Source organism: Bacillus sp. UNC437CL72CviS29, assembly GCF_000482345.1.
GTDB lineage: Bacteria > Bacillota > Bacilli > Bacillales > Bacillaceae_G > Bacillus_A > Bacillus_A arachidis.
The window spans coordinates 60,165-84,165 of the sequence record NZ_AXVB01000016.1 but is presented as its reverse complement, the minus strand read 5'-3'; the positions used below and the strand labels follow the sequence as shown (position 1 = coordinate 84,165).

The window sequence follows — 24,001 nt, the reverse complement described above, 5'->3', positions numbered from 1 at the left end:
TTATATCGCCTCCTTTTGTTTGCTTTCTTCTTTTTTCATCGTTTTTTCAATATACTTATCGAATCGTTTAAAACGAATCCAACTGACAATAAAAGATGAGATTGCCGTAGGAATTCCCCAAAGCGCCATATCCCACACACCAACATGCATTCCTACCGAATCAAAAAATCCCTTCATTAATAGAATTGCTCCTGTTGCGATAAAAATATCTTCCCCAAAAAACCATGCTGTATTTTCAGCTGCCGCTGCATTCGCTTTAATCTTTTCTTTCAGTTTTTCTGGAAGTTTTCCGTAACGCCCTTGTGCTGCCCCTTCTGCCATTGGTGCAACTAATGGTCTTACTGTTTGAGCATGCCCACCAATATTAAGTCCTACTGCAGCTGATCCTTCGCGAATCGCAAAATATGACATGAGTACTCTTCCTGTTGTAGCTCCTTTAGATTTCGTTATTAATGCTTCTGCTCTTTCTTTTAGTCCATATCTTTCTAGTATCCCAATGACAGGGAGTGTTAATAAAATTGGCATCGACATATATCTGTTTTCTATGAAAAACTTTCCAAACATACTAATCACATCATAAAAACTCATCCCTGAAATCATACCCGTTGCAATTCCTGCAACCATTACAACTAATAACGTATTAAGACGAAATAAAAATCCAACAGCTACAAGCAATATTCCAATTAATTTCAGCATTTATGTATCTCCCCCTTATTCTACTTTGGTGCACAAATAGAAATATCGTTTAATCGAAATGTTCTGTATATTTTTTCTACAAATTGAACTGCGTGCTCACCATCACCATGTATGCAAATTGTTTGCGCATCAATATTGATTATCTTTCCACCGACTGTTTTTACATTTCCTTCCTTAACCATCTGCACTACTTGTTCAATTGCTATATCTTCATTTTTTATAATTGCATTTTCTTCTGTTCGGCTTGTTAATGTTCCATCTAATTGATACGTACGATCGGCAAACGCCTCTTGCACAAGCCTCAGTTCATATTTTTCGGCTGCTTGTATAAATTTACTATTTGCTAATCCATACAGGAATAACTCTGGATTTATTTGATAGATTGCTTTTGCAATCGCATCCCCAATTTCTTGATCAGTAGCTGCCATATTATAAAGTGCACCGTGTGGTTTTACATGATGCATCCTCCCTCCTGCCGCTCTTATAAATCCATCTAATGCTCCGATTTGATATAAAACATAATCATATACTTCATCTGGAGAAACGCGCATCATCCTTCTCCCAAACCCAATTAAATCTGGAAAACCTGGATGCGCACCTATTTCCACATTATTTCTTAGCGATTTTTCAACAGTCTGACGCATAACAGTTGGATCACCAGCATGAAAACCACATGCAATATTTACTGACGAAACAAACGGAAGAATTTTATCGTCGTTTCCTATTTGATATGCACCAAATCCTTCTCCTAAATCACAATTCAAATCAATCGTAACCATATTCTATTCCCCCCCTACTTTAAGCTTGTAAAGCGATAAATTTCTTTAATAAATTCATATTTTGTTCTTGCTCTATGTAAAGTTCTGTCGCTTCTGTTATAGAAGTCTTTGCAAACGTAACATAATCACCTGGTTTCAATTGTGCAAGGATAGGTAAATCAACTGATATGACATTACCAATTCGCGGATATCCACCTGTCGTTTGTCTATCTGCCATTAAGATAATTGGATTGCCACCAGGCGGCACCTGAATTGTTCCAAAGGTAACTGCACTTGATAAAATCTCAGATTGTTCTATTCTTTTTAGTTCTTCACCTTCAAACCGATATCCCATACGATCAGCATAATTAGATACTTTATATTCTTTTGTAAAAAACGCATCTAAACTTTCATTCTTAAATTGATCCCATTCAAAATCTGGAATGACACGAATAATTGGGCTACGACTATATTTAGGTAAAACATGACTACATATCCCCCAACTTGTTGCCATTCTTTCTTCATCCATCAAGTTCTTTATCAAGCAAGTAGCAAATTTTGACGGTGTACCAATTTGAAAAAGATCTCCCTTTTTCAATGCCCGTCCTTCCATTCCACCTATACTCGCTCTTACATATGTACTTTTACTTCCCATACTACTTGCAACATCAATTCCACCTGCAAAGGTCACATATGTTCTACACCCAAATTGCACCTTCCCGAAACAAAGCATGCTCCCTTCTTTCGCCAGAACTGGTCGCCATAATGGAATTGGCTCCCCGTTTAACAGAGGCTCCGTATTCGCACCACCAATTGCCAGCAATGTTGTTTTCTTTATAAGTAGTTTCGGTCCCATCATTGTAATTTCTAATCCAGCTTCATTCTCTTCATTTCCTACTAACATATTTATCATTCTTAATGCTGCCTGGTCCATAGCACCGCCAACAGGTACACCATATTGTTGATAATGATATCTTCCTAAATCTTGAACCGTTGTAAACATCCCCGCATGTAAAATCTCAACATTCATTTCTTAGCTCCCTCCATAACCAGAAACTCTTCCTCTGTTATTGGGATAAAACGTAAATACATTCCGCTTTGGACATATGTAGGCTTTTCTTCATCTGGCTGAAACAATGCAATAGGTGTCCGGCCAATAATATTCCAGCCACCTGGTGTTTCTAATGGATATATTCCTGTTTGACTTCCGCCAATTCCAACTGAACCAGGTGCTATTTGTAAACGCGGTGTTTGTTTTCTAGGTGTTTCGAGCTCTTTGGGCATCCCACCTAAATACGGGAAACCTGGTGTAAACCCTAACATGTAAACAAAATACGTCGCTTCACTATGAAGACGAATTACATCACTTGCACATAACTCATGGTATGCTGCAACTTCTTCTAAATCAGGTCCATATTTACCGCCGTAGCAAACTGGAATTGAAATACAATCATATTGTTTTTGCGTTTTATTTTGAGTATGACTAAGCAATCGATTTACGTATTCACATACAAAATCATAAGGCACTATCTTTCCTTCATTTTTCTCCCATAATTTATATACATCATAGTATACTGTTAAAGAAGCAAATGAAGGTACACACTCAATCATTCCATGAAAAGGATTTTGCTTTAATAGACTGCATAAATTTTGCACATTTTCATATATACCCAAATCAATTTTTTCTCCAAATGTAACAACAACTGCTTGATCCCCTAGTGCTGAAAATTTCATCATATCCCTTCCTTTTCACCCATCCAGCCAAGTTCTTTCGAAATTTGATGCGCCGTTTCTTTCACTTTTTTAATAAAGGTTGGAATTGTCGATTCATTATACTCAATTTCTAATCCTGAAATACTAATACCAGCTATTACATGACCATCGCTTGCAAAAATAGGTGCTGCAATGGCAGCTGTATGGTTCTCAAGTTCCGAATAACTTATCGTATACCCTTCTCTTTTTGCCTTACGTAACTGGTTTTGTAACTCTTCTTTATCCACTATCGTTCCATCCGCAAATCGTTGTAATTGTACTTTCTCTACATACCGCATTTGATCGGCTTCTCCAAAATACGAAAGCAAAATACGCGGACATGCTCCTGCATATAAAGGTGCTCGTCTTCCAATCTCTGTGTATACTCTTACTGGTTGATCTCCATCCATTTTTTCAATATAAATTGCCTCATTATCATCTTGAATAATTAAATTGACAGCTTGACCAAGAGAATCTCTAAGCTTTTTCATATATGGTTTTGCAATATTTCGTACCGATAATCGCTTCGAAACAAGCTGACCAAATCCTAAAAATATTAATCCCAGTCTATAGGCTCCCTTTGTTGTCTTTTGTAAAAAACCCATTTCTTCAAGTGAACCAATTAAACGGTATACAGATGTTTTAGGCATCCCCGTGTGATGAACCATTTCCGTTAACGTTAACTCTTCATGTTCATAAAATAGTTCTAAAATATCCATCGTCTTTACAGCTGTTTTATTTATACTCATCCTAGCTCCCCTAAGTTCCGTAATTCGGAACAACAATTCCGTTTTTCGAAACAAATATATAATTTAAAATTATAAAATATTCTTTCTCTTTAGACAATATTTTTCTAAAATAAAAAAAGCATTGAAATGAACATTCAATGCTTTTTAACACATATATCAAAATCTTATCTTTAATGCAACGCTCTTACTTGTTGCAACGGCCAAAATACTACTTCACCTTTTCCGACAATTTGATCTTCAGAAACAAATCCAAACATGCGGCTATCTTTTGAAACTTGACGATTATCTCCCAGTACAAATACTTGTCCTTCTGGAACTTTTTCTTTTCCAGTTTTTTGCTCTAACGTGAAATCAGGAGTTAGCTTCCCTTTACCTACCTGTTCCTTATACTCTGCTAGATATGGTTCATCTACCGCTTTTCCATTCACATATAATACGTCGTTTTTATACTCAATCGTATCCCCTGGTAAGCCAATTACTCGCTTCACTAAATCATATCCTTCTTTCCCATGAAACACGATAATATCAAAGCGATTTAAACCTTGTATATTATAACCAATTTTATTGACAAGGACACGCTCATTATTTTCTAAAGTAGGCATCATAGACTCACCTTGTACGAGAGAAGGAGTAAATAAAATACCACGTACAATTAAAGCGATTCCTATTGTAATTCCTATTGTTTTAATCCATGAAATAATTTCTTTTTTCTTGCTTTTCTCCATCTTTTCCCCTCTTCTCTAGCATTATAATGATTTTGTCAATCCCACTAGATCTTGTACAGATTTTTGATTTATTTCAGCAAAACAAGATTTACCTTCTCGGACTGCAGTACCAATATGCGCTTCTGAAATTCCTGTTTCATTCAATACTCGTTGTATATTTTCCTTTGTCACACCACTTCCAGCAATGAGCTGTACATCACCTTGACTTACTCTTTGCATTTCATGGAGTACAGGAATATTTTCCACTATGCCTCCTTGTCCACCAGAAGTTAAAATATGAGTGATCTTTTCAAAATTACGCAATGTTTGAACTGCACCAACAAGATCAACCATTTCATCTATTGCACGATGAAATGTGACATTCATTCCATCTACAACAGATAATAAATCAGCTAATTTTTCTTCATCAATTTGATTTTGTTCATTCAATACACCTAATACAACACCGGCTGCACCAAGTTCTTGCGCGACTCGAATATCTTCTTTCATCATTTCGATTTCTTCTGCTGTATATATAAATGACTTAGCATGAGGACGAATCATAACATGAATAGGTATGTTTACAGCTTTCACCGCTTTTTTTATAAAAGCATAACTTGGTGTTAATCCACCTTCTGTGTATGCTGAAATGAGTTCAATTCGATTTCCACCAGCTTTTTCAATTTGCTTCACATCTTCTAAACAAGTTGCAATAACCTCTAGCATGAAACTTACCTCTTTTCGTACTTTTTCCACATTATTATACCGTAGTATAAATCCGAAACATAGGTTTCTCATATAAAACTTGAAAAAAGCAAAGAAAATGAAAGATTTTTCAAACTCCTGTAAAGTTTAGAAAAACAAGTTCATTAACCTAAAGTTGCGTACTTGAGAAACAACTGAATTCTCTTTCTTTATTTCCATAATTACTATATTTCTGTTATTCTTTTAATATATTTCTAAATTTTGTCACAAACAATACAAGGAGGCTCATTATACGATGAATATGAAAGCTACAACATTGACAGCAACAACTATTGCAATCGCTTCTCTTTTACCATCCACTACTGAAGCAGATACGCAAACAACAGCTGTACAACCAAAGAGCAACGCAGGAATCGGATACGTAAAACTTGATAACGTTCAACTCTATCAAGAAAGCACAACAAATAGTGATTCCCTCGGAAGTATTTCATATAACACACCTGTGATTATTCTCGAAACTACACGTAACTGGTATAAAGTAAACTCCCAAAACAAAATTGGCTACATCCAAAAGTCCAATTTATCTTTGAAAAAGCTACATCCACAACAAACCCAACACATCGTAACTGCAGACGCCTTAAATGTTCGTTCAAAACCAAGTATACAATCATCCATTATTGACGTATTACCAAACGGAGCATTTATCTCTGTCCAAGAAACACATCACGACTGGTATCTCATCTCTCACAATGGACAAAAAGGATACGTAAAAAAAGAATTTGTATCCAATCGTTCACACTCATTCGTTAACGGGATTACAATACAAAACAATGCTTACTACGTTGCAACACCTAACTTAAAAGTACGCAGCGGTGCAGGGACAAACACTGCTGTTATTGGCTCTTTACAAAACGGAACGCAACTTCAAGTCGTTGATACTGTAGGTACATGGTATAAAATTCGTTTTGGCTCTGGATATGGGTATGTTGCAAAACATTATGTATTACAAAATAAACCGCAAGAGAAATCTACATCACCTTCCATACCTGCTGTTTTTAAATTTCCAACACAAGGACAAGTTAGCTCACCATTTGAAGTGAGATGGGGACAAATGCATTATGGTGTTGACTTTGTGGCAACTGGAGATATTTCTATCCATGCTGCAGCTGCTGGGAAAGTTATCAAATCCTACTATTCTAGTAGCTATGGTAATGTTGTATTTGTCACTCATTACATAAAAGGAAAATTATATACGACTGTTTATGCACATATGAAAAACAGATTTGTACAAGCCGGAGATCGCGTTCAAGTTGGTCAAGAGTTAGGGCAGATGGGGAGCACTGGACATTCAACAGGACAACATCTTCACTTTGAATTACATAATGGGGAATGGAATTTCGAGAAAACAAATGCCGTTGATCCACTTCCTTACTTAGTACGGTAACATCTTATGCTACGTAATATTCCGTTACTTATTGAGTATCTAGCTTTCTTCGGTCTAATCTGTTGTTTTGTTATTTATGATACAAATATATATTTTTTAAGCATACTCATCTTATTTGTATGCTGTGAAATATTGCGAGAATTATATAAAATACGATTAAAAAAACACATTTCTCATCTATTTACATCACTCATTATTATCGTTTGTTTAATCACTAATTTTATGATGGATGGTCTATTTCTATCGAGTATGTTCCCTGTATTTTTTATAAGCGTTCTTCTTATTGTATCACAATATATCTACGTGCCTGAACATCACAAAAAAGAAGATAGAGAAGAAAAGATTGTATAGTCTTTTCTGACATATACGTCCATACAAAAAAACCACTCTTGAAATAACAATTCAAAAGTGGTTTTTTCTGCACAAAACACTTTGTTTTTATAACTCCATACGGTTTAAAATATCTTTTAATGTTTTTAACTCTTCGATTGTCAATGTGATACCTTTTCCCATTTTATCATGTTCCGGTGCCCAATCACGCAAATCATACTTTGGCTCTTTGCCGTTCCAGCTAATTAGATTGAGTTCTTTGTTCCAGCCTTTAGGTGACTGTGATATAACTCCAAAAGTTTCTTTAATATCAAATTTGATTTCTGCCACTGTTTTTCCCCCTTTCACATATATATTCCCTTATCTTCTCTCCTACATTCTCTCATATGTTATATCGATAGTGCTAATTTTCCGCACGTCGATCATTGAACACCTTTCATTGTTCATCCCCTACAATAAAAAGAACTTTGGTGCATACCAAAGTTCTTTTTATCATTATCTTTTATCAAGTTTCGCCGCAATTCTATTTCCAATAAATTGTACAGATTGAACGAGAATCACAAGCATAAGTACCGTAACAACCATAACATCTGTTTGGAAACGATAATAACCGAAACGAATGGCTAAGTCACCGACACCACCACCGCCGACAACACCTGCCATAGCTGAGTAGGAAATAAAGCTTACTGTTAAAACTGTTAAGCTTAATACAAGACCTGAACGCGCCTCAACAAGCAGTACTTTCCAAACAATTTGCAGTGGCGACGCTCCCATTGCCTCAGCAGCTTCAATTACCCCTTTTGGAACTTCGCGCAGCGCTTGCTCTACAAGTCTTGCAAAATAAGGAATGGCTGCTACTGATAAAGGAATCGTTGCAGCGATTGGACCAATTGTAGTTCCTAATAAGGTTCTTGTAAATGGTACAAGAGCTACTAACAAAATGATAAATGGAAATGAGCGAATAATATTTACGATGCCGTTTAATGTACGATGGACAATATTTTGTTCCAAAATTTGTCCTTTGCTAGTAAAATATAAAATTACACCTAAAGGAATTCCTAAAATAATTGCCGCTCCAACTGAAAGTCCAACCATTAAAAATGTTTGCAAAAGCGATGTCCAAATTTCTGGAAGCAGTGGAATAACATTATTGAACATGTGCAATGCCCCTCTCTCCTTCAACACCTAATAGAAGTTTTGCGATTTCTGTTGTTGGTTTTAGATGTTGGTCACGTAAATGGAAGGATTCAACAACTTCTCCTTCTTCCATCACTGCTACTTTATTACAAATTTGTTTAATGACATTCATTTCATGCGTTACAATTACGATTGTAACCCCTAGCTCTTTATTTATCTTTTGTAAAAATTGTAAAATAGATCGTGTCGTTTTCGGATCGAGTGCCGATGTCGGCTCGTCACAAAGTAATACTTTGGGATCATTTGCTAATGCACGTGCAATCGCAACACGTTGTTTTTGCCCACCGCTTAGTTGTGAAGGAAAATGATATGCTTTATCGCTTAAGCCAACAATTTCTAAGCATTCTCGCACTCGTTTTTCTTTTTCTTCTTTTGAAACTGACTTCAATTCTAACGGCAAAGCAATATTATCCGATACATTTTTATTATGAAGAAGATGAAAGTGTTGAAAAATCATACCAATCGACTGTCTTGCCGTTCGTAAATCTTTCTTCGATAACATTGTTAAATCTTCTCCATTTACAATCACCACACCTGAATCCGGCTTTTCTAGTAAATTCATTGTACGTAATAACGTAGACTTTCCTGCACCGCTCAATCCAGCAATTCCGAATATATCATGTTCTTCAATTTGTAAAGAGACTGATTTTACACCATGAAATAAACCTTCTTTCGTCTGGAATGTTTTATTGATATCGCGTAACGTTATCATTTTCATTCACTCCTTTTCATTTGATTTAAAAACATCGTCTGCTATTAGCGAGAGTGTTACATCATCCATTGGCGGATTGTGTAAACCAGCTCGAATATTTAAATAATAACGGTGTAGTGGATTTTTTTCAGATAAGCTTTTCGCTCCAACAATTCGCATTGCTTTATCTACAACCGATATGGCTACATTCGTCGCAATATATTTTGCAGCTGCTAATTCGGCTTGCAAAGATTGTTTATCTTCTGCCTCATCATATTTTTTTGCAACTTGATATAAAAACGTGCGTGCCTGCATAAGTTCTAGCTCTAATTCACCTACTAATCTTCTAATATTCGGCAGTAAACTGATTGGATGATTTAAACTATTCGGTTGATATGACTTGGCAAAATCAATCGCATAATTTCTTGCAGCCTGCGCAATCCCTAAATAACATGCTGGTATATGCAGTAACCATCCAATTCCTTTTGGTTTCACCTGTGCACCTTTTACATCTGTAAAAAATTTATTTTGGATTTCAACATTCTGTAATACAAGATCATGGCTAGCCGTTCCACGCATCGCAACACTATCCCATGTCTCCTCTATATAGACACCTTTTTCGTGCCTTGGAATCACAAATTCTCCTATCTCTTCTCGTCCTTCAATACTCGCTGAGATGATGAAATAATCAAGTACAGGTGCCATCGTTGTAAAAGTCTTTCTGCCGTTTATAACCCATTTATCACCTTTTTTCACAGCTAATGTTTCTGGTTTCCCGCCCCTTGTTGGACTCCCTGTCTTCGGTTCTGTTGCTGCTCGGTTAAAAAGAGCACCTTTTTTTACTTCTTCACAAAACCAAGAAAACATATCAGGTTTCCATGAGCGATTTTCAGCAAGTTCTTTCACAATTCCAAGGTGCCAACCAATTGATAAAGCGGTTGCTCCATCTCCCTCTGCAATTTTTTCTTGAAATAAAACAAAATCATACAATGAAATGGCCTTTCCACCGACATCTTTTGGTAATGTTAGCTTCGTATAACCAATATTTTGTAAATCTTTAATATTTTCAAAAGGAAAAGATCCGAGTTCACTCAGTTGATGTTCCCTTTCTGCAAATCGCGGAATGAATTCTTTTATTTTCTCCAATACGAGAACTTGTTCTTCTGTTTCTATAAATGATAATGTCATATCAAGATCTCCTTTACTTTAAGTAATCAGGGAGCACAAACCCCTCAAATTGTTCTTCAGATTGAATCATCTTTTTAAACTCTGGTGAATGATATGCTTCAATTAAATCTTTCACAAATGGTTTTTCTTTATCTTCATCGCGAACAGTAACAATAATTCTATGTTGTGATGGTGTTTTTTCTAATTCCAGCGCTTCTTTTAACTTATGTCCAGATGAAATAACAAGGTTTCCGTTAATAATACCGTAATCTAAATCTTTCATAGCTCTTGGAATTTGTGGTGATTCAAGCGGTACCAATTTGAAATCTTTCTTTTTAAACGTTATATCTTTTTCAGAGATTGTTAAAATATTTACATTGTCTTTTAATTTCACCCAGCCAATCTCTTCTAAAATACGTAATGCACGTTCTAAATTAACTGGATCATTTGGTACCCCAATCTTCATTCCATCCTTCAAATCATCTAATGACTTATGTTTTTCAGAGTATACACCTTGAGGTGCTGATGGAACCTGAATAATGCTCAAAATTTTCGCATTATTTTCTTTTGCGTACGATTCCATAAAAGCAGTACTTTGAAATATATTTGCATCAATATCCTTATTTGTTAGGGCTGGATTTGTTTCGTTTGGTGAATTAAACTCAACAATTTTAATTTTATAGCCCTTTTTCTCTAAATATGGTTGAACTGCCTTTTTCACTTGATCACTGTATGGTCCTGGGGTAAACCCTAAACGAATTTCTTTTTGGTCACCTGCAGATGATTTTGCGCAACCAGAAATTACAAATAAACTGCATACGATGCTTACTAGTGTAAAAAATAAACGCTTCATCTTTTCTCTCCTCCTACTAAAAAAACAACCTTACATATAAGAAGGTTGTCATTTCTTTTCCTTCTTATCTACTCGGAATTAGCACCTTTTTATCACATGATAGGTTGCTGAAGTTTCATTGGGCCGTTCCCTCCACTTCTCTCGATAAGATTATATTTGATTATGCATTTTATTGTGTCACTATTCCGATAAAAATACAAGGTTTTTATCGGAATTTTTTTCTATAATTTGTAAAGTTATAGAAAAAAAGACAGACTCAGCAGAACTATTCTACCTTTGTCTATCCTTTTTCTTACTTTCTTAATCACCTTTCAAAGTACGTATAGGTAACGATGCAACATACCCAATATAAGAGCACAATTCTTTAAAAAAGAACGGAATTTCTGTATCTAATGTTTTATATGCTGATGTGGGAGTCGGCGATGCGTATGCATCCATCCCAATATGCTTCGCTATTCTCATCGCTCGCTTCATATGAAGAGGATCGCTTACGATTGTATAAGTATGTAAGCCATTGTCAATTCCAACTTGCTTAGCATTCTTCAAATTATCTTCTGTAAAACGTGACTGTGTTTCAATTAATATATCTTCATCCTTTACGTCATGCTTTAATGCATACGCTTTCGCAGTCCGTGCTTCTTCCAGCTCTGATTCAAATTTAGTACCACCTGTAAAAATAATCTTCTTAATACTTCCATTTTTATACAAGGAGATTGCATGATTGATTCGTTCGCGGAATACAGGAGACGGTTTTCCATTCCAAGAAGCCGCTCCTAGTACAACAGCAGCATCTGTAGGTACCTCATCTGTTTTAAAGCGATTACTCCAAATATCGTAAGCTGCATAACTAATAAATAGAATTATAGAACTAATCATAAGCAAGAACACTTGCAAAACTCGTCTTTTCTTACTTTTCTTATTTTGTTTCATTTGTACTAGCCTCCGCGCATCATCCATACTTCTATTAATTTAAAATGACCTTTTTCGAATCATTAAATTTGAGTTTATTTAAAAGAAGGAACTTTTCTAAACAATCAATTCGTATTATAAAGGATTTTCATTCAAATAGAGGATTTTTAATTTACTATTTCATACTATATGAGTTTGATTTATGTACGAATTTCCTCATACAACTCCATTGTAACGAATTTTTTCACGGAAGGGAATGATGAAACAAAAGTATATAAAAGAAGTAATCATTTTGTAAGAAAAAAAGGTATATTTTCCTCTCTTAAGAGCATATACCTCTTCCGTTTCACTTTACAATCCAATATTTCATATGTTGTTCCTCAAGTACACATGTAAAGCCTATCTTTTCTAACACTCTACTCGACGCGGCATTACTCGTTAAACAATCTGCCTTAATCGTTTGCACTTCTTCATTCTGCTCCAGCCACTTAACGAAGGACTTTGCCATTTCAGTCGCATAGCCTTTCCCTTGATATTCTGGTACAATGCTATATCCAATCTCTACTGTACCAGTTGAATCAGGAGCACCTTTACAACCCATATCACCAATAATAACATTATCTTCCTTATGAATAATAAGTCCGCTCCATTTACTTTGTTTCGGGCTTTTTCGTAAACTTTCAGCAATCCACGGCAAAATATCTTTATAATCTGGCATTGGCCATTCTAAAGATATTTTATACGATGTGATTTCCTGTAGCTCTTCTCTCCCTTTTATCATTGCCTCGACAAGTTCTAATGTAAAGGGGATCATCTTGAGTCTCTTTGTTTCTAAATTTGTCATATTTGCCTCCTATTTATACATGTCCATTTTGTGTAGTAATCGATCTTTCACGATTGGCCACTCGCTTGCAATGATGCTATATACTACCGCATCTCTTACATAACCGCTTGGTAACCTTCTCTCATTTCGTAATATCCCTTCTTTTACTGCGCCTAGTCGTTCAATCGCTCGTTGTGCTTTTTCATTTCGCAAGTCTGTTTTTATTTGTACACGCAGCATGTGTAATTCTTCAAACGCATATTGCAATAACATGTACTTACATTCCGTATTCACACTTGTTCGTTGTACACTCGGATGATACCATGTTTGGCCAAGTTCAACCGTTTTGTTATCATTTGAAATACTATACAAACGTGTACTGCCTACAACTTCATTCGTTTTTTGATCTATAACAACAAATGGTAAATCCGTTCCCTTCTCATATCGTTTTACTGCCGTTTCAACATATCGCTCCATATCTTGATAACTTTCCATTTTAGCTATTAAATACGTCCAAACTTCTTTATTCCCTTCCACAATTGCAAATAATTTTTCTACATCATTTGCATCCATTAATCGCAACATCGCTCTTTTGTTTACTATTTCCATAAACACATCCCCTTTTCTATGTATCTAGCTATATTATAGTTTGCCACATAACACATATCAAAATATTCGAAATTTCATTTTCTATCGATTAAAATCTAATAATACGAAAAAAAGACTCACTTTAATAACATAAGTGTGTCTTTTCATCTCTTACAGTAAAGCATATGCAATTGGCCCACTAATCACCAATGTTAAAATCGTTCTTTCAATATACAAAATTAATAAGTTATGAAACTTTTCATGGTATATCCATAGATAAAATACATGGGATAGACGTCGAAAAAAGCAAAACAAATGATACGGATACAACCGCAATCACAAACTTAGTTACAAGCGGCGCACTAATGACAAGTAATGAAAACTATTTCTTTATCCTTTTTCAATATTTATTATGACCATCTGCCACGCCAAAATACTCAAAGCCATTGTTTTTATAGAATTTGTTTAGTTTAGTATTATTTGCAACACAATCTAACTTTAAGAACTTTTTGTCAGTTTGCATATTATCTTGAATCCACATCAAAATCCTTTCACCTATTCTCCTTTTCATATACTTAGGGATAATCGCCAGTCTATGTAAATATAGTGAATCAAAAAAAACATCTTCACCAAAAATATGGCGATCCCATTTACTTTGTATGGAAGACACTGTAAAAGTGCCTATCATTTCATTCTCTTTTAAAATGATGTAAGTGTTGTTGTTCGTTACAGCTTGTGTTATCTCTTCGTCATCTCTACCTTCTAAGAGGTACTGCCACTGATTGATTTCTTTATCTTTTAACCATTGAGCGATTTCTTTTAGCATATTAATAATAAGAGTACTTTCATTATTATGTGCAGTTCTAATTTGATAGCCTTTAAGAGTATTCCGATTCACTTTTCCTCCTCCTTTTTAATACTTCAGCTATTTATCTTGCTATTTGTGGGTAGTAATCTCTCTTTTTATTACCTTTTATAACCCAAAAAGGCTTAGAGATTTCTCCAAACCTTTTTCATCCAAATAAAATTTTAGAAAACCACTTCTCGAGTACTTATCACATTATTGATTTCGCTGCGCCCCTCTAAACTCCTCCTTAATTTGATTAAGCGTTCCTTCTTCTGTAATTAATCGGTATGCTGCATACGCTAATGCTTTTGCGGATGTAACTAAGGCTTTATCGCCAAGTTCCGAACAAGCTGCTTCTCTAAATTCATTCGTATGCGCAATTAAATGCTCTGGACCAATTTTGATATAAGGATGAATCGTTGGTACAACTTGACTCACATTTCCCGCATCTGTTGAACCGATTCCAAGTCTCTCTTTACGATTTACTTCTTCACCAAGGTTTTCTAATTCCTCAGCAATCACTTCATTAAATGTTTTTGTCACTAATAATTCATCAATTTCATTCTGAAACTGATTGATTTTTACTGTTGTTCCTGTTGCCAGTGCTGCACCTTGCGCAATGTTTCGTACTTTTTCTGTTACTTCCGCACATCTCTTACGTGTTGCTGCGCGAATAAAGAAACGGGCTGATGCGTAATCTGGAATAATATTCGGCGCCTTTCCACCTTCAGTAATGACACCATGAATTTTCACATCTGACGGTAGCTGTTGACGCAGTGCATTAATCCCATTGTAAAGTTGAATAACCGCATCTAATGCATTAATTCCTTCTTCTGGTGACGCTGCTGCATGAGCTGATTTTCCATAGAAATGAAAATCAAGTGGATCAACTGCCAGTGACGGACTTGTTGTTGCTGTTTTTCCACTAGGGTGAATCATAAGTGCTGCATCTATCTTGTTAAACAATCCTGCTTTCACATAACTTGCTTTTGCACTTCCATTTGGACCACCTTCTTCTGCTGGTGTTCCAAATACAACGATTTCACCGCCGATTTCTTCAATTGTTTCCGATAATGCAATCGCTGCTGCAACGCTAATTGTACCAATTAAATTATGACCACACGCATGACCTAATCCAGGCAAAGCATCATACTCTGCTAAAAAAGCAATTGTAGGTCCTTGTTTTCCTGAGCTTTTCCGTGCGATAAAACCTGTTTCATGTCCTGCTATATTATGCTGCAATTGAAATCCTGCACTCCCTAAAAGTAAACTTAATGTTCTGGATGCAAAGAATTCTTGATTACCGATTTCAGGATTCGCATGTATATCATGACTTGTTTTTATGTATTTTTCTTTATTTCCTTCTATACTTTCCGTAATAATATTTCGGTGTGACGTTACTTGTTTTATTGTCATTTTCTCCATTCCTCCTTTAAATTTACACATAAAAAAGCCTCTTTCTAAAAGATAGAAAGAGGCTTGAAAATACAAATTCAAAATAGCCTTCTTTCTTATCTTTCAAGTCTTTCACTTGCTGGAATTGGCACAGTATTCATATTGAATCCGCTGCCGAGGTTTCATAGGGCCAGTCCCTCCACCTCTCGTGATAAGAAAATTGTTTTTATTTTCATAAAATTATATTAAATTATTTTCATTCTAGTGTTATTCCGAGTAAATGTCAAGGAATTCCGATCTAATTTTAACGAATATCTAAAAACCCTTTTAAAACGCCAATCGTTTCAGGTGCATGTAATCTTGCACATATATAAGGGAATTCTGGACTTCCTTCAAACGTCATGTGAGATGTTAAAGGCGCTCCTGCCCAAAAGATTTCATCATCAATTAATAAAAATGGGAGTGACTTATTTTGTCTTTGTATTCTCACGTTTTTTAATGGAATTGGTCCATCACTATATATCGTGACCTGCGCTGCTGTACGCATTAATGCCTGCCATACTCTTTTGTCTACCTGTCTTGTACTTGGAAGCGAAATAATAATTTTTTGTTTTGCCGATAGAATATCTTTTAATAATCCTTTCGGTTCTTCCAAATTCATTTGCATAAACCATCTCAAACGTTTTGTAATTTTTCGTTCTAGCAATGGGCGCGAAGTAGTACGATCATATACATTTCCGTGTCTTTCTATGTGAGAAGTTAAGTGAGATAACGCTTGTTTTCGAGAAAGGTTTTTCCGCATATACTTACAGTCCGATAACTGAATAAACTTCCCTCTTGCTCTCGTTATCGCAACGTTTACTAAACGATGATTTTTATGATCAAAAAATAATACGCCGGGTCTCTCCTGCGGATAACTATCTACTGTATCAAATATCATCATATCTCGTTCAGACCCTTGAAATTTATGAACTGTTGCCGCTAATATAGGCGTATTTCGATACTTTGTTTTTTGCAAAATCTCCCTTATACCCGTTGATAAGAAACGGGACTGCGCGCGATATGGCGTGACAACTCCAATTGATTGAACACCATCTAATAATCCAATTAAAATCAGCTGCATCGCAACGAAACCGGACATAATATTAAAACGTGAACCAGAGGCTGCATCTTTTAAAGAATAAGCGCCCATCAAACTTGTATCAAACAGAGCTAGCGCTTCATTTGCAAATGGCTGTAATTTCGCTAATTCTTGTCTTGCCGAAACAGAAGGATGATCGAACACTCTATTCTTATAAATAAATGAGTTTGTAAACTTAGATATATCCGCATGCATTCGTCTTTGTTCCTCTAGCATAAATAAATTTGGATGCGTTTCATAACTATTTACAGATTGGACAATGCCAGCATGATAAAACATATCTTCCCCTAGCCACTTTCTAACGAGCTCATGATTTGCCATCGCAATTGGTGGTAACTGTAAAAAATCACCACAAACGACAATTCTTTTTCCAAGAGAAGCTGCTAAAGCAATTTGTGGTACATAAGCCATACTTACTTCGTCCACGACAATTAAGTCAAATGTTCGTTCGTAAATAAGAGAATCAATTGCACACTTAGATAGCGTTGCACCAATTACTTTTGCATTTTCAATATATTCTCTTTCTACTTCTTTAATTTTCGCTCTTTGTTTTCTAAGATCTCCTTCAATTTCTTGCATCCGCTTCTTATCAGAAGCAGTTGCTTTATACGATAAGATTTTTTGGCGAAGATCTTGGCGCATTTCCTCTAAATAAAGCTTTTCTTCTCCCCATGATCCATTCGTTGTTTCGACTAATCTAGAAGCAAGCAACGTTTCATGATTACGTATATGTTCATGTTGACTAAATCCATATCGGACGATTTCTCCTGGTGTCCATTTTTCTTTCTTCTCTATTTGCTTTGTGACTTCACTCATTAATACATCCACTGCTGCATTACTATGAGCAAGTACAAGTACTGACTTTCCTTTTTGATAATGCGCCGAAATAATGCGTGATAAGTTATAAGACTTTCCTGTTCCAGGTGGTCCCCACACATATGTCGCCCTATTATAAAAAGAACGATATGCAAGTTCATTCTTCGGATTTTTCATCTTTTCTATATGCTTTGGCGTACTCTTTCCATCTAAAAGACGCTTTACCCGCTGACGCTTTTGTTTATCTTTTCGTATTTCTTTCAACCGCTCTTGCAGTTGTTCTAACAACTGCCATGGTTCACTGTATAAACTAGCTTCTCTTATTTCACCTTGTATATAATCATTCAATTTCAGCTCGATTTCTAATCCATGTACGGATAATACTTCTCCTGTTGTTTCCTCACCATCAAATTCAATTCGAATGGGTGTACCCTCTGGTAAGCTTACTTCCGAGATAAGCTGAAATACATAAACTGTACTTTCATAATCTGTATATAAAAAACGACCATTTATAATCGATAGCTTACTACCGCCTATCGTTTTCCAATGTTTAATTTCATATGCTAATGCTTGATGCCACTCTTTCATCGTTTCCGTTAATGAAGGAGTTTGTAAAGTTGTGTTCATTGCGTTGTCTCCTTCCTTCTTTCCAAACATACTTTCTCACTATATCATAGAACATCATAAAATTTGTAAGGTTTTTATCTTGCATATTTTCTCAATTTTCAATATTATGATACATATTAAAATTACGGAAAGAAGGAATCGATATGCCGGTACGAAGAATCGAACATGTTGGAATCATGGTTGCAAACTTAGAAACATCGATCTCATTTTATGAAGAAGTGGTTGGGTTAAAACTTATCAAACGTATGGGACATCCAGATCCAAACTTAAAACTCGCTTTTTTAGGTGTAGATGGCGCCCAAGAAACCATTGTTGAATTCATTGAAGGTTATAATTCTTCTCTGCCAACAGAAGGTAAAATACATCATATTTGCTTCAAAGTAGATTCATTAGAAGATGAAATGGAAAGGCTGAAAAAATTAGGGATCACTTTTTTATTAAGTGAAGAAATTGAAACGCTACCAGATGGAACACGTTATTTTTTCTTCTCTGGTCCTGATGGAGAGTGGATCGAGTTTTTTGAGACAGAGAGATAAAGTGAAACTTTCATGTGCAGGTGATTCATCAGCTCCTTATAAAGCTAGACGGTGAATCACTTTTTACGTTACATTCAATGCTTTTCGAGTCGATTTTAATACACCCTACTTCTCACTAACACTTTAGAAATTTAATAGACTAAAAGAAGAAATAAACAAATTTGTATTATGTTATATACCCTAAGTTTAAAAGATATAAATTACAGTACCATAGACTGTTCACATTCTCTGCAAAAGGAGGTATATGTTCGCGCAACCAAAAATCTACACTTGGGAAAGTTATGCATTTATAACTTTTAGTGTATTAAGTACTGCAGAAATATTTTTGATTTATCCCATGGTACATTGGTTTGGCCCCAACACAGTTACTCCTATGTCCTATTCTATATCCATCGCAACTATTTTATCCATTTCCCCCTTTCCTTATTTTAATTTGTGGTTAATTGTTGTGTGTAAGTAAAGAAGATACAGTGTCTGTAGTCGATGATAGTTGCACCGGTTATAACTTAATAAAAAAAGATGGTGTAGTCAGCTTGGTAGTAAAAGATATTTTTCGTTAAAATAATAATGGACTTTTTAAAAGCTCGTTCAAAAAAAGAAGATAGCCATCTCATATATAGGTGGCTACCTTCTTTTTTTCGTATATTAGCTGGTCTTCCGTCAGTGGGGATGAAAAAATCACTAATAGAAGTTTCACTTTATAAGAAAGGAATATTCTTACTCTTAAATGGATAGTCGTATGTGCGATTTCTATTTCAATTTCTGTTCAATCTTATCATGTATTAATTCGATTTTTTCAGGCAGTACAAATAAATATTCGATCAGGACTTCCAATAATTCTGTTAATAAAACAATGGTTTCATCGTCAATTTCTTGCTTTAGTTCAAGCATTTCATAAAAAAGACTGTCCGGATGAACAAGGTGGCCAATATTTTGAATCGGTTTCGTTAAATCAACATGTTTTGGAAATTGCTCGAATTGCTGGGAAAGAGACTGCCCATTCGTTTTCTCCCCAAGGAAATGTTTGAGGACACCTTCAAGAACTCGTTTTGACATTACTGCCGTAGCAGAATGATCTTTTGACTGACTGATATTTAAAGTAGAGCGATATGATCTGAGAAGGTCTATAGGAATTTTTTTGTTGTGTTCGAGTTGATGTAAAGGATCTTTTGAAGCTGAAGGATTATACATATAGATGTCTACTCCATTGATTTGATCTGAACAATTATGAAACATAATGACAAACTCTGATGGTTTTTTACATTCAGAACAAAGCCCTTCTACGAATAATCCGCCTTTTTTCACTTGATAAAAATTTGCTTTCAATGTAAATTCACTTGATTTACCGCAATTCGGACATTGGCTTTTAATATTTTTTGGTACTTTTAAATATCCATACTGGGTATAAGATAAAATGGCTCCCGGCAATATTCTTTTCATTTAAACCTCCTATGAAACGCAATCCTAATTTGTAGCTTATATAAATATTCCTGATAACTACTCAGTCACCCTATGAAAATATAAGATAATTGGAGAATTTTAATAAAAAAATATGTTTATCTGTTTTATCACAAGATGTAGTAGTATTGCACATGTCTTTGTTGCAGCAAAAAAAAACAGACCGAATTTTAGCCTGTCAAACTCCTAAGTCAAGGGTATAGCCGAATTTTATGATTGGTGATACAAATTTCTTCGTTGATATAAAAAGTATAACTTTTAAAAAAATGTTTGCAAGTTGTAATATATGGAACAGAAGTTATTGGTAATTCGCGTATGTAAGGTAAACAAATGGGTACGTTTGTTGAATAGGTTTTATTGAAATGATCAATCTTTATTCAAAATGTTTTTGGGGATTAGCCCGTTTTGAGCAAATATCTCAACAGTTTGCAATGCCTGTCGTTGGCTAGTCTCAACAAGTAGATGGCTATCGGGTGCCAGCCAGAGTGATGCCTCAGCAGCTATCCGTCGCTGGACATCTAGTCCTTCCGCTCCACCGTCGACTGCCGCCCTTGCCTCATATTTCCGGGCACAGCTTAATTGCCTCTGTAGGTACGTAGGGTGCGTTTGCGACCAAAATATGGACGCACCCACGCAGTTTAGTTGGAAGTGGATGGTAGAGATCACCTTCGTACACATTACCGTTTACCCAATTAATATTGTTACAAGCACATCTCACTGAGGCTGAATCTATGTCGACTGCATACAACTCAACCTCACCTAAAACTGTAGCCAGTGCAGCGCCCACCGCACCCGTGCCGAAGCATAAATCAACTATGATAACTCCTGGCATAGCAAGGTAAGCTGCCTGTTGGACAAGAAACTCGGTACGGCGACGAGGTACGAAAACGCCTGGTTCCACAGCTATCCGAGTACCACAGAAATCTACCCAACCAATGATGTGTTCCAGGGGAAAACCAGCTACTCGTCGTTCTACCATGTCGACGAGTATTTCCTGTGTTTGTGCCTCTGAGATAAGCAATTGTGCCTCATCTTCTGCAAAAACACAACCGACAGTCCGAAACCCGGTTATTATACATTTTTCTGTTTCCGCGTTTATATAAAAATCGAATTTCTTTCCCATTCATTCACCACTCTTGATACCTTTTTAAGTTTATTATTAATAATTCTTTAAAAATTGGAGAACCCCTGTTTCAAATGCCTTGTATTTAATAAAGAGGACGTATACCGTATACATATGAAGTTTACATAACATACCTTATAGTTAGCAAGGATTCTTGTAAATCTTTGCTAACTATAAGTGGAATTAAGGAGAAATGTTTAATGGGAGTTTTTACAGCATTGTTAGTAACTAGCTCTATTTTATTATTAGCTTGGGTTATAGGTGAAAGGAATGCTGTTTTTCTACCCAAAACACAAAAACAGCCTCCCTTTATTTGGAAAGACTGTATGAAACGTTATAATATAATGTTTATAACTTATAAAATTTTTGTAATAGTATTGTTAGCAGTCTGTGATTTTCTGTAGTATATATTTAACAAGGAATATTATTTTCAATTTCCTCAGCTGTAAAAACCGCGTCCAAAACCATTTCATTATTATTGTTACCCAGAGTTGTAGTAAGGACTCTTCCTTCTAAAACATAAGTGAAAAATCCCACACCTGGTCTATCTATCGCGGTGAATGTAGTTGTTACAATATCAATATTCGTATCTTGAACATTAATAATCACCGCTTCTGGTGCAATTCGTCTAATTCGGTATGTGATTAACTGTGCGCGTTGAGTTGCGACACTGGAACCCAGATTATTTGCTTCAATTGTTGCCAAAAATCTTACTGTGTCTAGAGGATCATCAATAGCGATGGTTAATGTTGAAATGGTAGAAAATGCTGATGTTGGGGATAATGGTAATTCAGGAAGTGGATTCGCATTAGTACCTACTACAAACTGGTGTAATAATCCAGACTGACATGGTCCCGTTGGCCCTGTTGGTCCTTTCTTATGATCACAACAATTTACATTTATTTTAATAGAATGATCGTCGCATTCATTTTTGCAATGCTTGTTGTAGTACTTATCATTGTAGTAATCATCGTACTTACCTCTGCAGTGACCGTCGTATCTATTTTGGTTATGCTTGCAGTATTTATCATAGTGGTCTCCCATATTCTATCTCCTTTTCAATATTATAATAAATACTATTAAGATTTTAATAGTTGTGCTTGTATGCTTGTCCAGCATTTCCTACAAAACTTCAAAATATATTATCAGTTTCTGTTTTATAGGTTATCAATATTTATCTGATAATTCAAAATTAAATATTTTTTACAATTAAATCAGTAATAAGGGTACAGCCATATGCCCATCAACTTAAGAAATTTGTAGTTCCCCAAAACGAAGAAAATTTTCGTTTTGAGGACACTTCAAAATATTAGCTTGAGGGGCAATGGGCTGAACCCCTAACAGCAAATTTGAGCAATATAACTTGATTATGAAATGTGCTATAATAACTGTGGTTATATTGAGCTAATCTCTTCTTGGGATTAGTTCTTTTTTGATATTCAGCCAAGATAGATTGACCAAGAATGGGTCACCTTATATCTCTTTTTCTTGAAGTGTTACAAAGAAAATTTTACATATTTCTGTATTATGTTTTTCTTAGCTTGATGGCGATGGGGTAACTTGTTTTCTTAAGTTGATGGACATGGGGTATTAACTTATTTTAGCTTGATAGCTATGGGGTGGTATCCCTACCATAAAAAATAAGCATTGGATCATACAATGCTTATTTTTATACACTTATGCAAAAAGAGATGTATTCGCATATAACGCCGGTGAACCACCTGAATGTACAAATAGAATGTTATCTTCTTTCTTAAATGCACCTTTTCGAATTAGATCGATCAGTCCAGCTACTGCTTTCCCTGTATATACTGGATCCAATAAAATCCCTTCTGTTTTTGCTAAAAGCTGAACAGCTTCGACCATCTCAGGTGTGGGTAAAGCGTATCCTGGCCCAACGTACTCATCGAAACATGTCACTGCCTCATGCGGAATAAAATTTGAAATCCCAACGTGTGCTGAAGTTTCTTGCACCAGCTTAAATACTTTTTCTTCTTGTTCAGCTTTTCCGCGACTAACATTAATTCCAATTACCGGTACCCCTGTTTGATTTCCATAAAATCCAGTAATCAAACCCGAATGCATGCCCCCGCTACCACTTACACAAACAACTGCATTGAAATCAATTCCTTGTTCAAATGATTGGGTCATAATTTCCTGTGCACAAGCAATGTATCCCATCGCACCGGTAGGGTTAGACCCTCCAACTGGAATGATGTAAGGGGTATGTCCTTTTTCCGTTACCTCTTTCGCTACTTTTTGCATCTCATCCATAAGATCCGTCCCGTTCGGCACAACAATTACGTTCTCAGCACCTAGTAAGTGGTATAAAAAGTAGTTACCATTGAAATCCGGTTTAGAATCTTCTTCAAGCCCCTCTTCTAACACAAGGATACACTTCATTTTCTCTTTTACCGCAGCTGCTAATGTTAAACGACAATGATTAGATTGAATACCTCCGCATGTAATTAACGTATCCGCACCTTTCGCTTGTGCAGCCGCTACAAGGAACTCTAATTTTCTCGTTTTATTTCCGCCAGCTGTTAAACCAAGTAAATCATCTCGTTTAAAATAAATAGAAGACCCACCAAGCACTTCAGAAAAATGATCTAATTTTTCAATTGGCGTATATGATTCTGTGTATTTCCTTCTAGGGAATTTTGCTAAATTCATGCTCATTCATTCTCCTTCT

At 35.7% G+C, this 24,001-nt stretch carries 25 protein-coding genes, 2 pseudogenes and 2 riboswitches; of the genes and pseudogenes, 4 read left to right on the top strand and 23 right to left on the bottom strand.

The genetic code is table 11. The annotated features are described in order from the left end of the window. From M014_RS0114905 to M014_RS0114875, 7 genes are all read right to left on the bottom strand, one after another. Entirely contained in the window at positions 1-696 is a 696-nt protein-coding gene (locus tag M014_RS0114905; RefSeq protein WP_026592456.1) for a DUF969 domain-containing protein, read from the bottom strand. Positions 697-716: 20 nt separating this feature from the next. Then, entirely contained in the window at positions 717-1,475 is a 759-nt protein-coding gene (pxpA, locus tag M014_RS0114900) for a 5-oxoprolinase subunit PxpA (protein ID WP_026592455.1), read from the bottom strand. A gap of 19 nt (positions 1,476-1,494) precedes the next feature. Further along, positions 1,495-2,484, bottom strand: coding sequence for a biotin-dependent carboxyltransferase family protein (locus M014_RS0114895; RefSeq protein WP_026592454.1), 990 nt, complete (start codon positions 2,482-2,484; stop codon positions 1,495-1,497). Further along, on the bottom strand, positions 2,481-3,188 hold the full coding sequence (pxpB, locus tag M014_RS0114890) for a 5-oxoprolinase subunit PxpB (RefSeq protein WP_026592453.1): 708 nt from the start codon (positions 3,186-3,188) through the stop codon (positions 2,481-2,483). The genes M014_RS0114895 and pxpB overlap by 4 nt, the downstream gene beginning before the upstream one ends. Continuing rightward, complete coding sequence (locus M014_RS0114885) at positions 3,188-3,955, bottom strand: IclR family transcriptional regulator (RefSeq protein ID WP_026592452.1); 768 nt, start codon at positions 3,953-3,955, stop codon at positions 3,188-3,190. Before M014_RS0114885 ends, pxpB begins: the two co-directional genes overlap by 1 nt. A 170-nt stretch (positions 3,956-4,125) precedes the next feature. Beyond that, a complete protein-coding gene (gene lepB, locus M014_RS0114880) occupies positions 4,126-4,680 on the bottom strand; it encodes a signal peptidase I (RefSeq protein WP_026592451.1) in 555 nt (184 codons plus the stop codon). 21 nt (positions 4,681-4,701) lie between these two features. Beyond that, positions 4,702-5,385, bottom strand: coding sequence for a copper homeostasis protein CutC (locus M014_RS0114875; protein ID WP_026592450.1), 684 nt, complete (start codon positions 5,383-5,385; stop codon positions 4,702-4,704). Between the two features lie 274 nt (positions 5,386-5,659). Between M014_RS0114875 and M014_RS0114870 the strand changes: the two genes are divergently transcribed. Continuing rightward, positions 5,660-6,808 (top strand): SH3 domain-containing protein, encoded by a 1,149-nt coding sequence (locus tag M014_RS0114870; protein ID WP_026592449.1) that lies wholly within the window; start codon positions 5,660-5,662, stop codon positions 6,806-6,808. A gap of 6 nt (positions 6,809-6,814) precedes the next feature. After that, on the top strand, positions 6,815-7,159 hold the full coding sequence (locus M014_RS30140) for a hypothetical protein (protein WP_081811049.1): 345 nt from the start codon (positions 6,815-6,817) through the stop codon (positions 7,157-7,159). Positions 7,160-7,246: 87 nt separating this feature from the next. Here M014_RS30140 and M014_RS0114865 read toward each other — a convergent pair whose 3' ends face one another. The 12 genes and pseudogenes from M014_RS0114865 to M014_RS0114815 all read right to left on the bottom strand — a co-directional run bounded on the left by M014_RS0114865 (position 7,247) and on the right by M014_RS0114815 (position 18,222). Further along, positions 7,247-7,468: a YdbC family protein gene (locus tag M014_RS0114865; protein WP_026592448.1), complete on the bottom strand. Its 222-nt coding sequence runs from the start codon at positions 7,466-7,468 to the stop codon at positions 7,247-7,249. Between the two features lie 165 nt (positions 7,469-7,633). Next, positions 7,634-8,296 carry a methionine ABC transporter permease gene (locus M014_RS0114860; RefSeq protein ID WP_026592447.1) on the bottom strand — a complete coding sequence of 221 codons (663 nt, stop codon included), beginning with the start codon at positions 8,294-8,296 and terminating at the stop codon, positions 7,634-7,636. Continuing rightward, complete coding sequence (locus M014_RS27035; RefSeq protein WP_051588583.1) at positions 8,286-9,047, bottom strand: methionine ABC transporter ATP-binding protein; 762 nt, start codon at positions 9,045-9,047, stop codon at positions 8,286-8,288. Before M014_RS27035 ends, M014_RS0114860 begins: the two co-directional genes overlap by 11 nt. 6 nt (positions 9,048-9,053) lie before the next feature. Then, positions 9,054-10,214, bottom strand: a complete 1,161-nt coding sequence (locus tag M014_RS0114850; RefSeq protein WP_026592446.1) for an acyl-CoA dehydrogenase family protein — start codon at positions 10,212-10,214, stop codon at positions 9,054-9,056. 13 nt (positions 10,215-10,227) lie between these two features. Next, on the bottom strand, positions 10,228-11,046 hold the full coding sequence (locus tag M014_RS0114845; protein WP_026592445.1) for a MetQ/NlpA family ABC transporter substrate-binding protein: 819 nt from the start codon (positions 11,044-11,046) through the stop codon (positions 10,228-10,230). Between the two features lie 61 nt (positions 11,047-11,107). Beyond that, positions 11,108-11,197, bottom strand: a riboswitch (SAM riboswitch). Positions 11,198-11,346: 149 nt separating this feature from the next. After that, positions 11,347-11,976: a YdcF family protein gene (locus M014_RS0114840; RefSeq protein ID WP_026592444.1), complete on the bottom strand. Its 630-nt coding sequence runs from the start codon at positions 11,974-11,976 to the stop codon at positions 11,347-11,349. A 325-nt stretch (positions 11,977-12,301) separates the two neighbouring features. Then, a complete protein-coding gene (locus tag M014_RS0114835; protein ID WP_026592443.1) occupies positions 12,302-12,799 on the bottom strand; it encodes a GNAT family N-acetyltransferase in 498 nt (165 codons plus the stop codon). Between the two features lie 9 nt (positions 12,800-12,808). Further along, positions 12,809-13,387, bottom strand: coding sequence for a GNAT family N-acetyltransferase (locus M014_RS0114830; RefSeq protein ID WP_026592442.1), 579 nt, complete (start codon positions 13,385-13,387; stop codon positions 12,809-12,811). Between the two features lie 150 nt (positions 13,388-13,537). Next, positions 13,538-13,745 (bottom strand): annotated as a pseudogene (locus tag M014_RS28435) (YjiH family protein); the annotation flags it as partial. A 21-nt stretch (positions 13,746-13,766) separates the two neighbouring features. Continuing rightward, positions 13,767-14,264, bottom strand: a complete 498-nt coding sequence (locus M014_RS0114825; RefSeq protein ID WP_026592441.1) for a GNAT family N-acetyltransferase — start codon at positions 14,262-14,264, stop codon at positions 13,767-13,769. 162 nt (positions 14,265-14,426) lie between these two features. Then, positions 14,427-15,629 (bottom strand): M20 family metallopeptidase, encoded by a 1,203-nt coding sequence (locus tag M014_RS0114820; protein WP_026592440.1) that lies wholly within the window; start codon positions 15,627-15,629, stop codon positions 14,427-14,429. A 92-nt stretch (positions 15,630-15,721) separates the two neighbouring features. After that, a riboswitch (SAM riboswitch) is annotated at positions 15,722-15,826 on the bottom strand. Positions 15,827-15,912: 86 nt separating this feature from the next. Beyond that, positions 15,913-18,222 carry an AAA domain-containing protein gene (locus tag M014_RS0114815; protein ID WP_026592439.1) on the bottom strand — a complete coding sequence of 770 codons (2,310 nt, stop codon included), beginning with the start codon at positions 18,220-18,222 and terminating at the stop codon, positions 15,913-15,915. Positions 18,223-18,335: 113 nt separating this feature from the next. On the opposite strand from M014_RS0114815, the gene M014_RS0114810 reads away from it, so the two are divergent. Further along, positions 18,336-18,728, top strand: coding sequence for a VOC family protein (locus M014_RS0114810; RefSeq protein WP_026592438.1), 393 nt, complete (start codon positions 18,336-18,338; stop codon positions 18,726-18,728). A 750-nt stretch (positions 18,729-19,478) separates the two neighbouring features. Here the strand turns inward: M014_RS0114810 and M014_RS0114805 are convergent. Together M014_RS0114805 and M014_RS27030 are read right to left on the bottom strand one after the other, a co-directional pair. Beyond that, the gene (locus M014_RS0114805; RefSeq protein WP_026592437.1) at positions 19,479-20,168 is read right to left on the bottom strand and encodes a hypothetical protein; all 690 of its coding nucleotides are present in this window, start codon (positions 20,166-20,168) and stop codon (positions 19,479-19,481) included. 384 nt (positions 20,169-20,552) lie between these two features. Then, positions 20,553-21,309, bottom strand: a pseudogene (locus M014_RS27030) (putative protein N(5)-glutamine methyltransferase). 200 nt (positions 21,310-21,509) lie between these two features. Here M014_RS27030 and M014_RS27025 point away from each other — a divergent pair. After that, on the top strand, positions 21,510-21,713 hold the full coding sequence (locus tag M014_RS27025) for a hypothetical protein (RefSeq protein WP_035415132.1): 204 nt from the start codon (positions 21,510-21,512) through the stop codon (positions 21,711-21,713). Between the two features lie 7 nt (positions 21,714-21,720). Here the strand turns inward: M014_RS27025 and M014_RS27020 are convergent, their stop codons facing one another. Both M014_RS27020 and M014_RS0114785 read right to left on the bottom strand, forming a co-directional pair. Further along, the gene (locus M014_RS27020) at positions 21,721-22,353 is read right to left on the bottom strand and encodes a hypothetical protein (protein ID WP_051588582.1); all 633 of its coding nucleotides are present in this window, start codon (positions 22,351-22,353) and stop codon (positions 21,721-21,723) included. A gap of 633 nt (positions 22,354-22,986) precedes the next feature. Continuing rightward, positions 22,987-23,982 carry a D-cysteine desulfhydrase gene (locus tag M014_RS0114785; RefSeq protein ID WP_026592436.1) on the bottom strand — a complete coding sequence of 332 codons (996 nt, stop codon included), beginning with the start codon at positions 23,980-23,982 and terminating at the stop codon, positions 22,987-22,989. Positions 23,983-24,001: the final 19 nt, after the last annotated feature.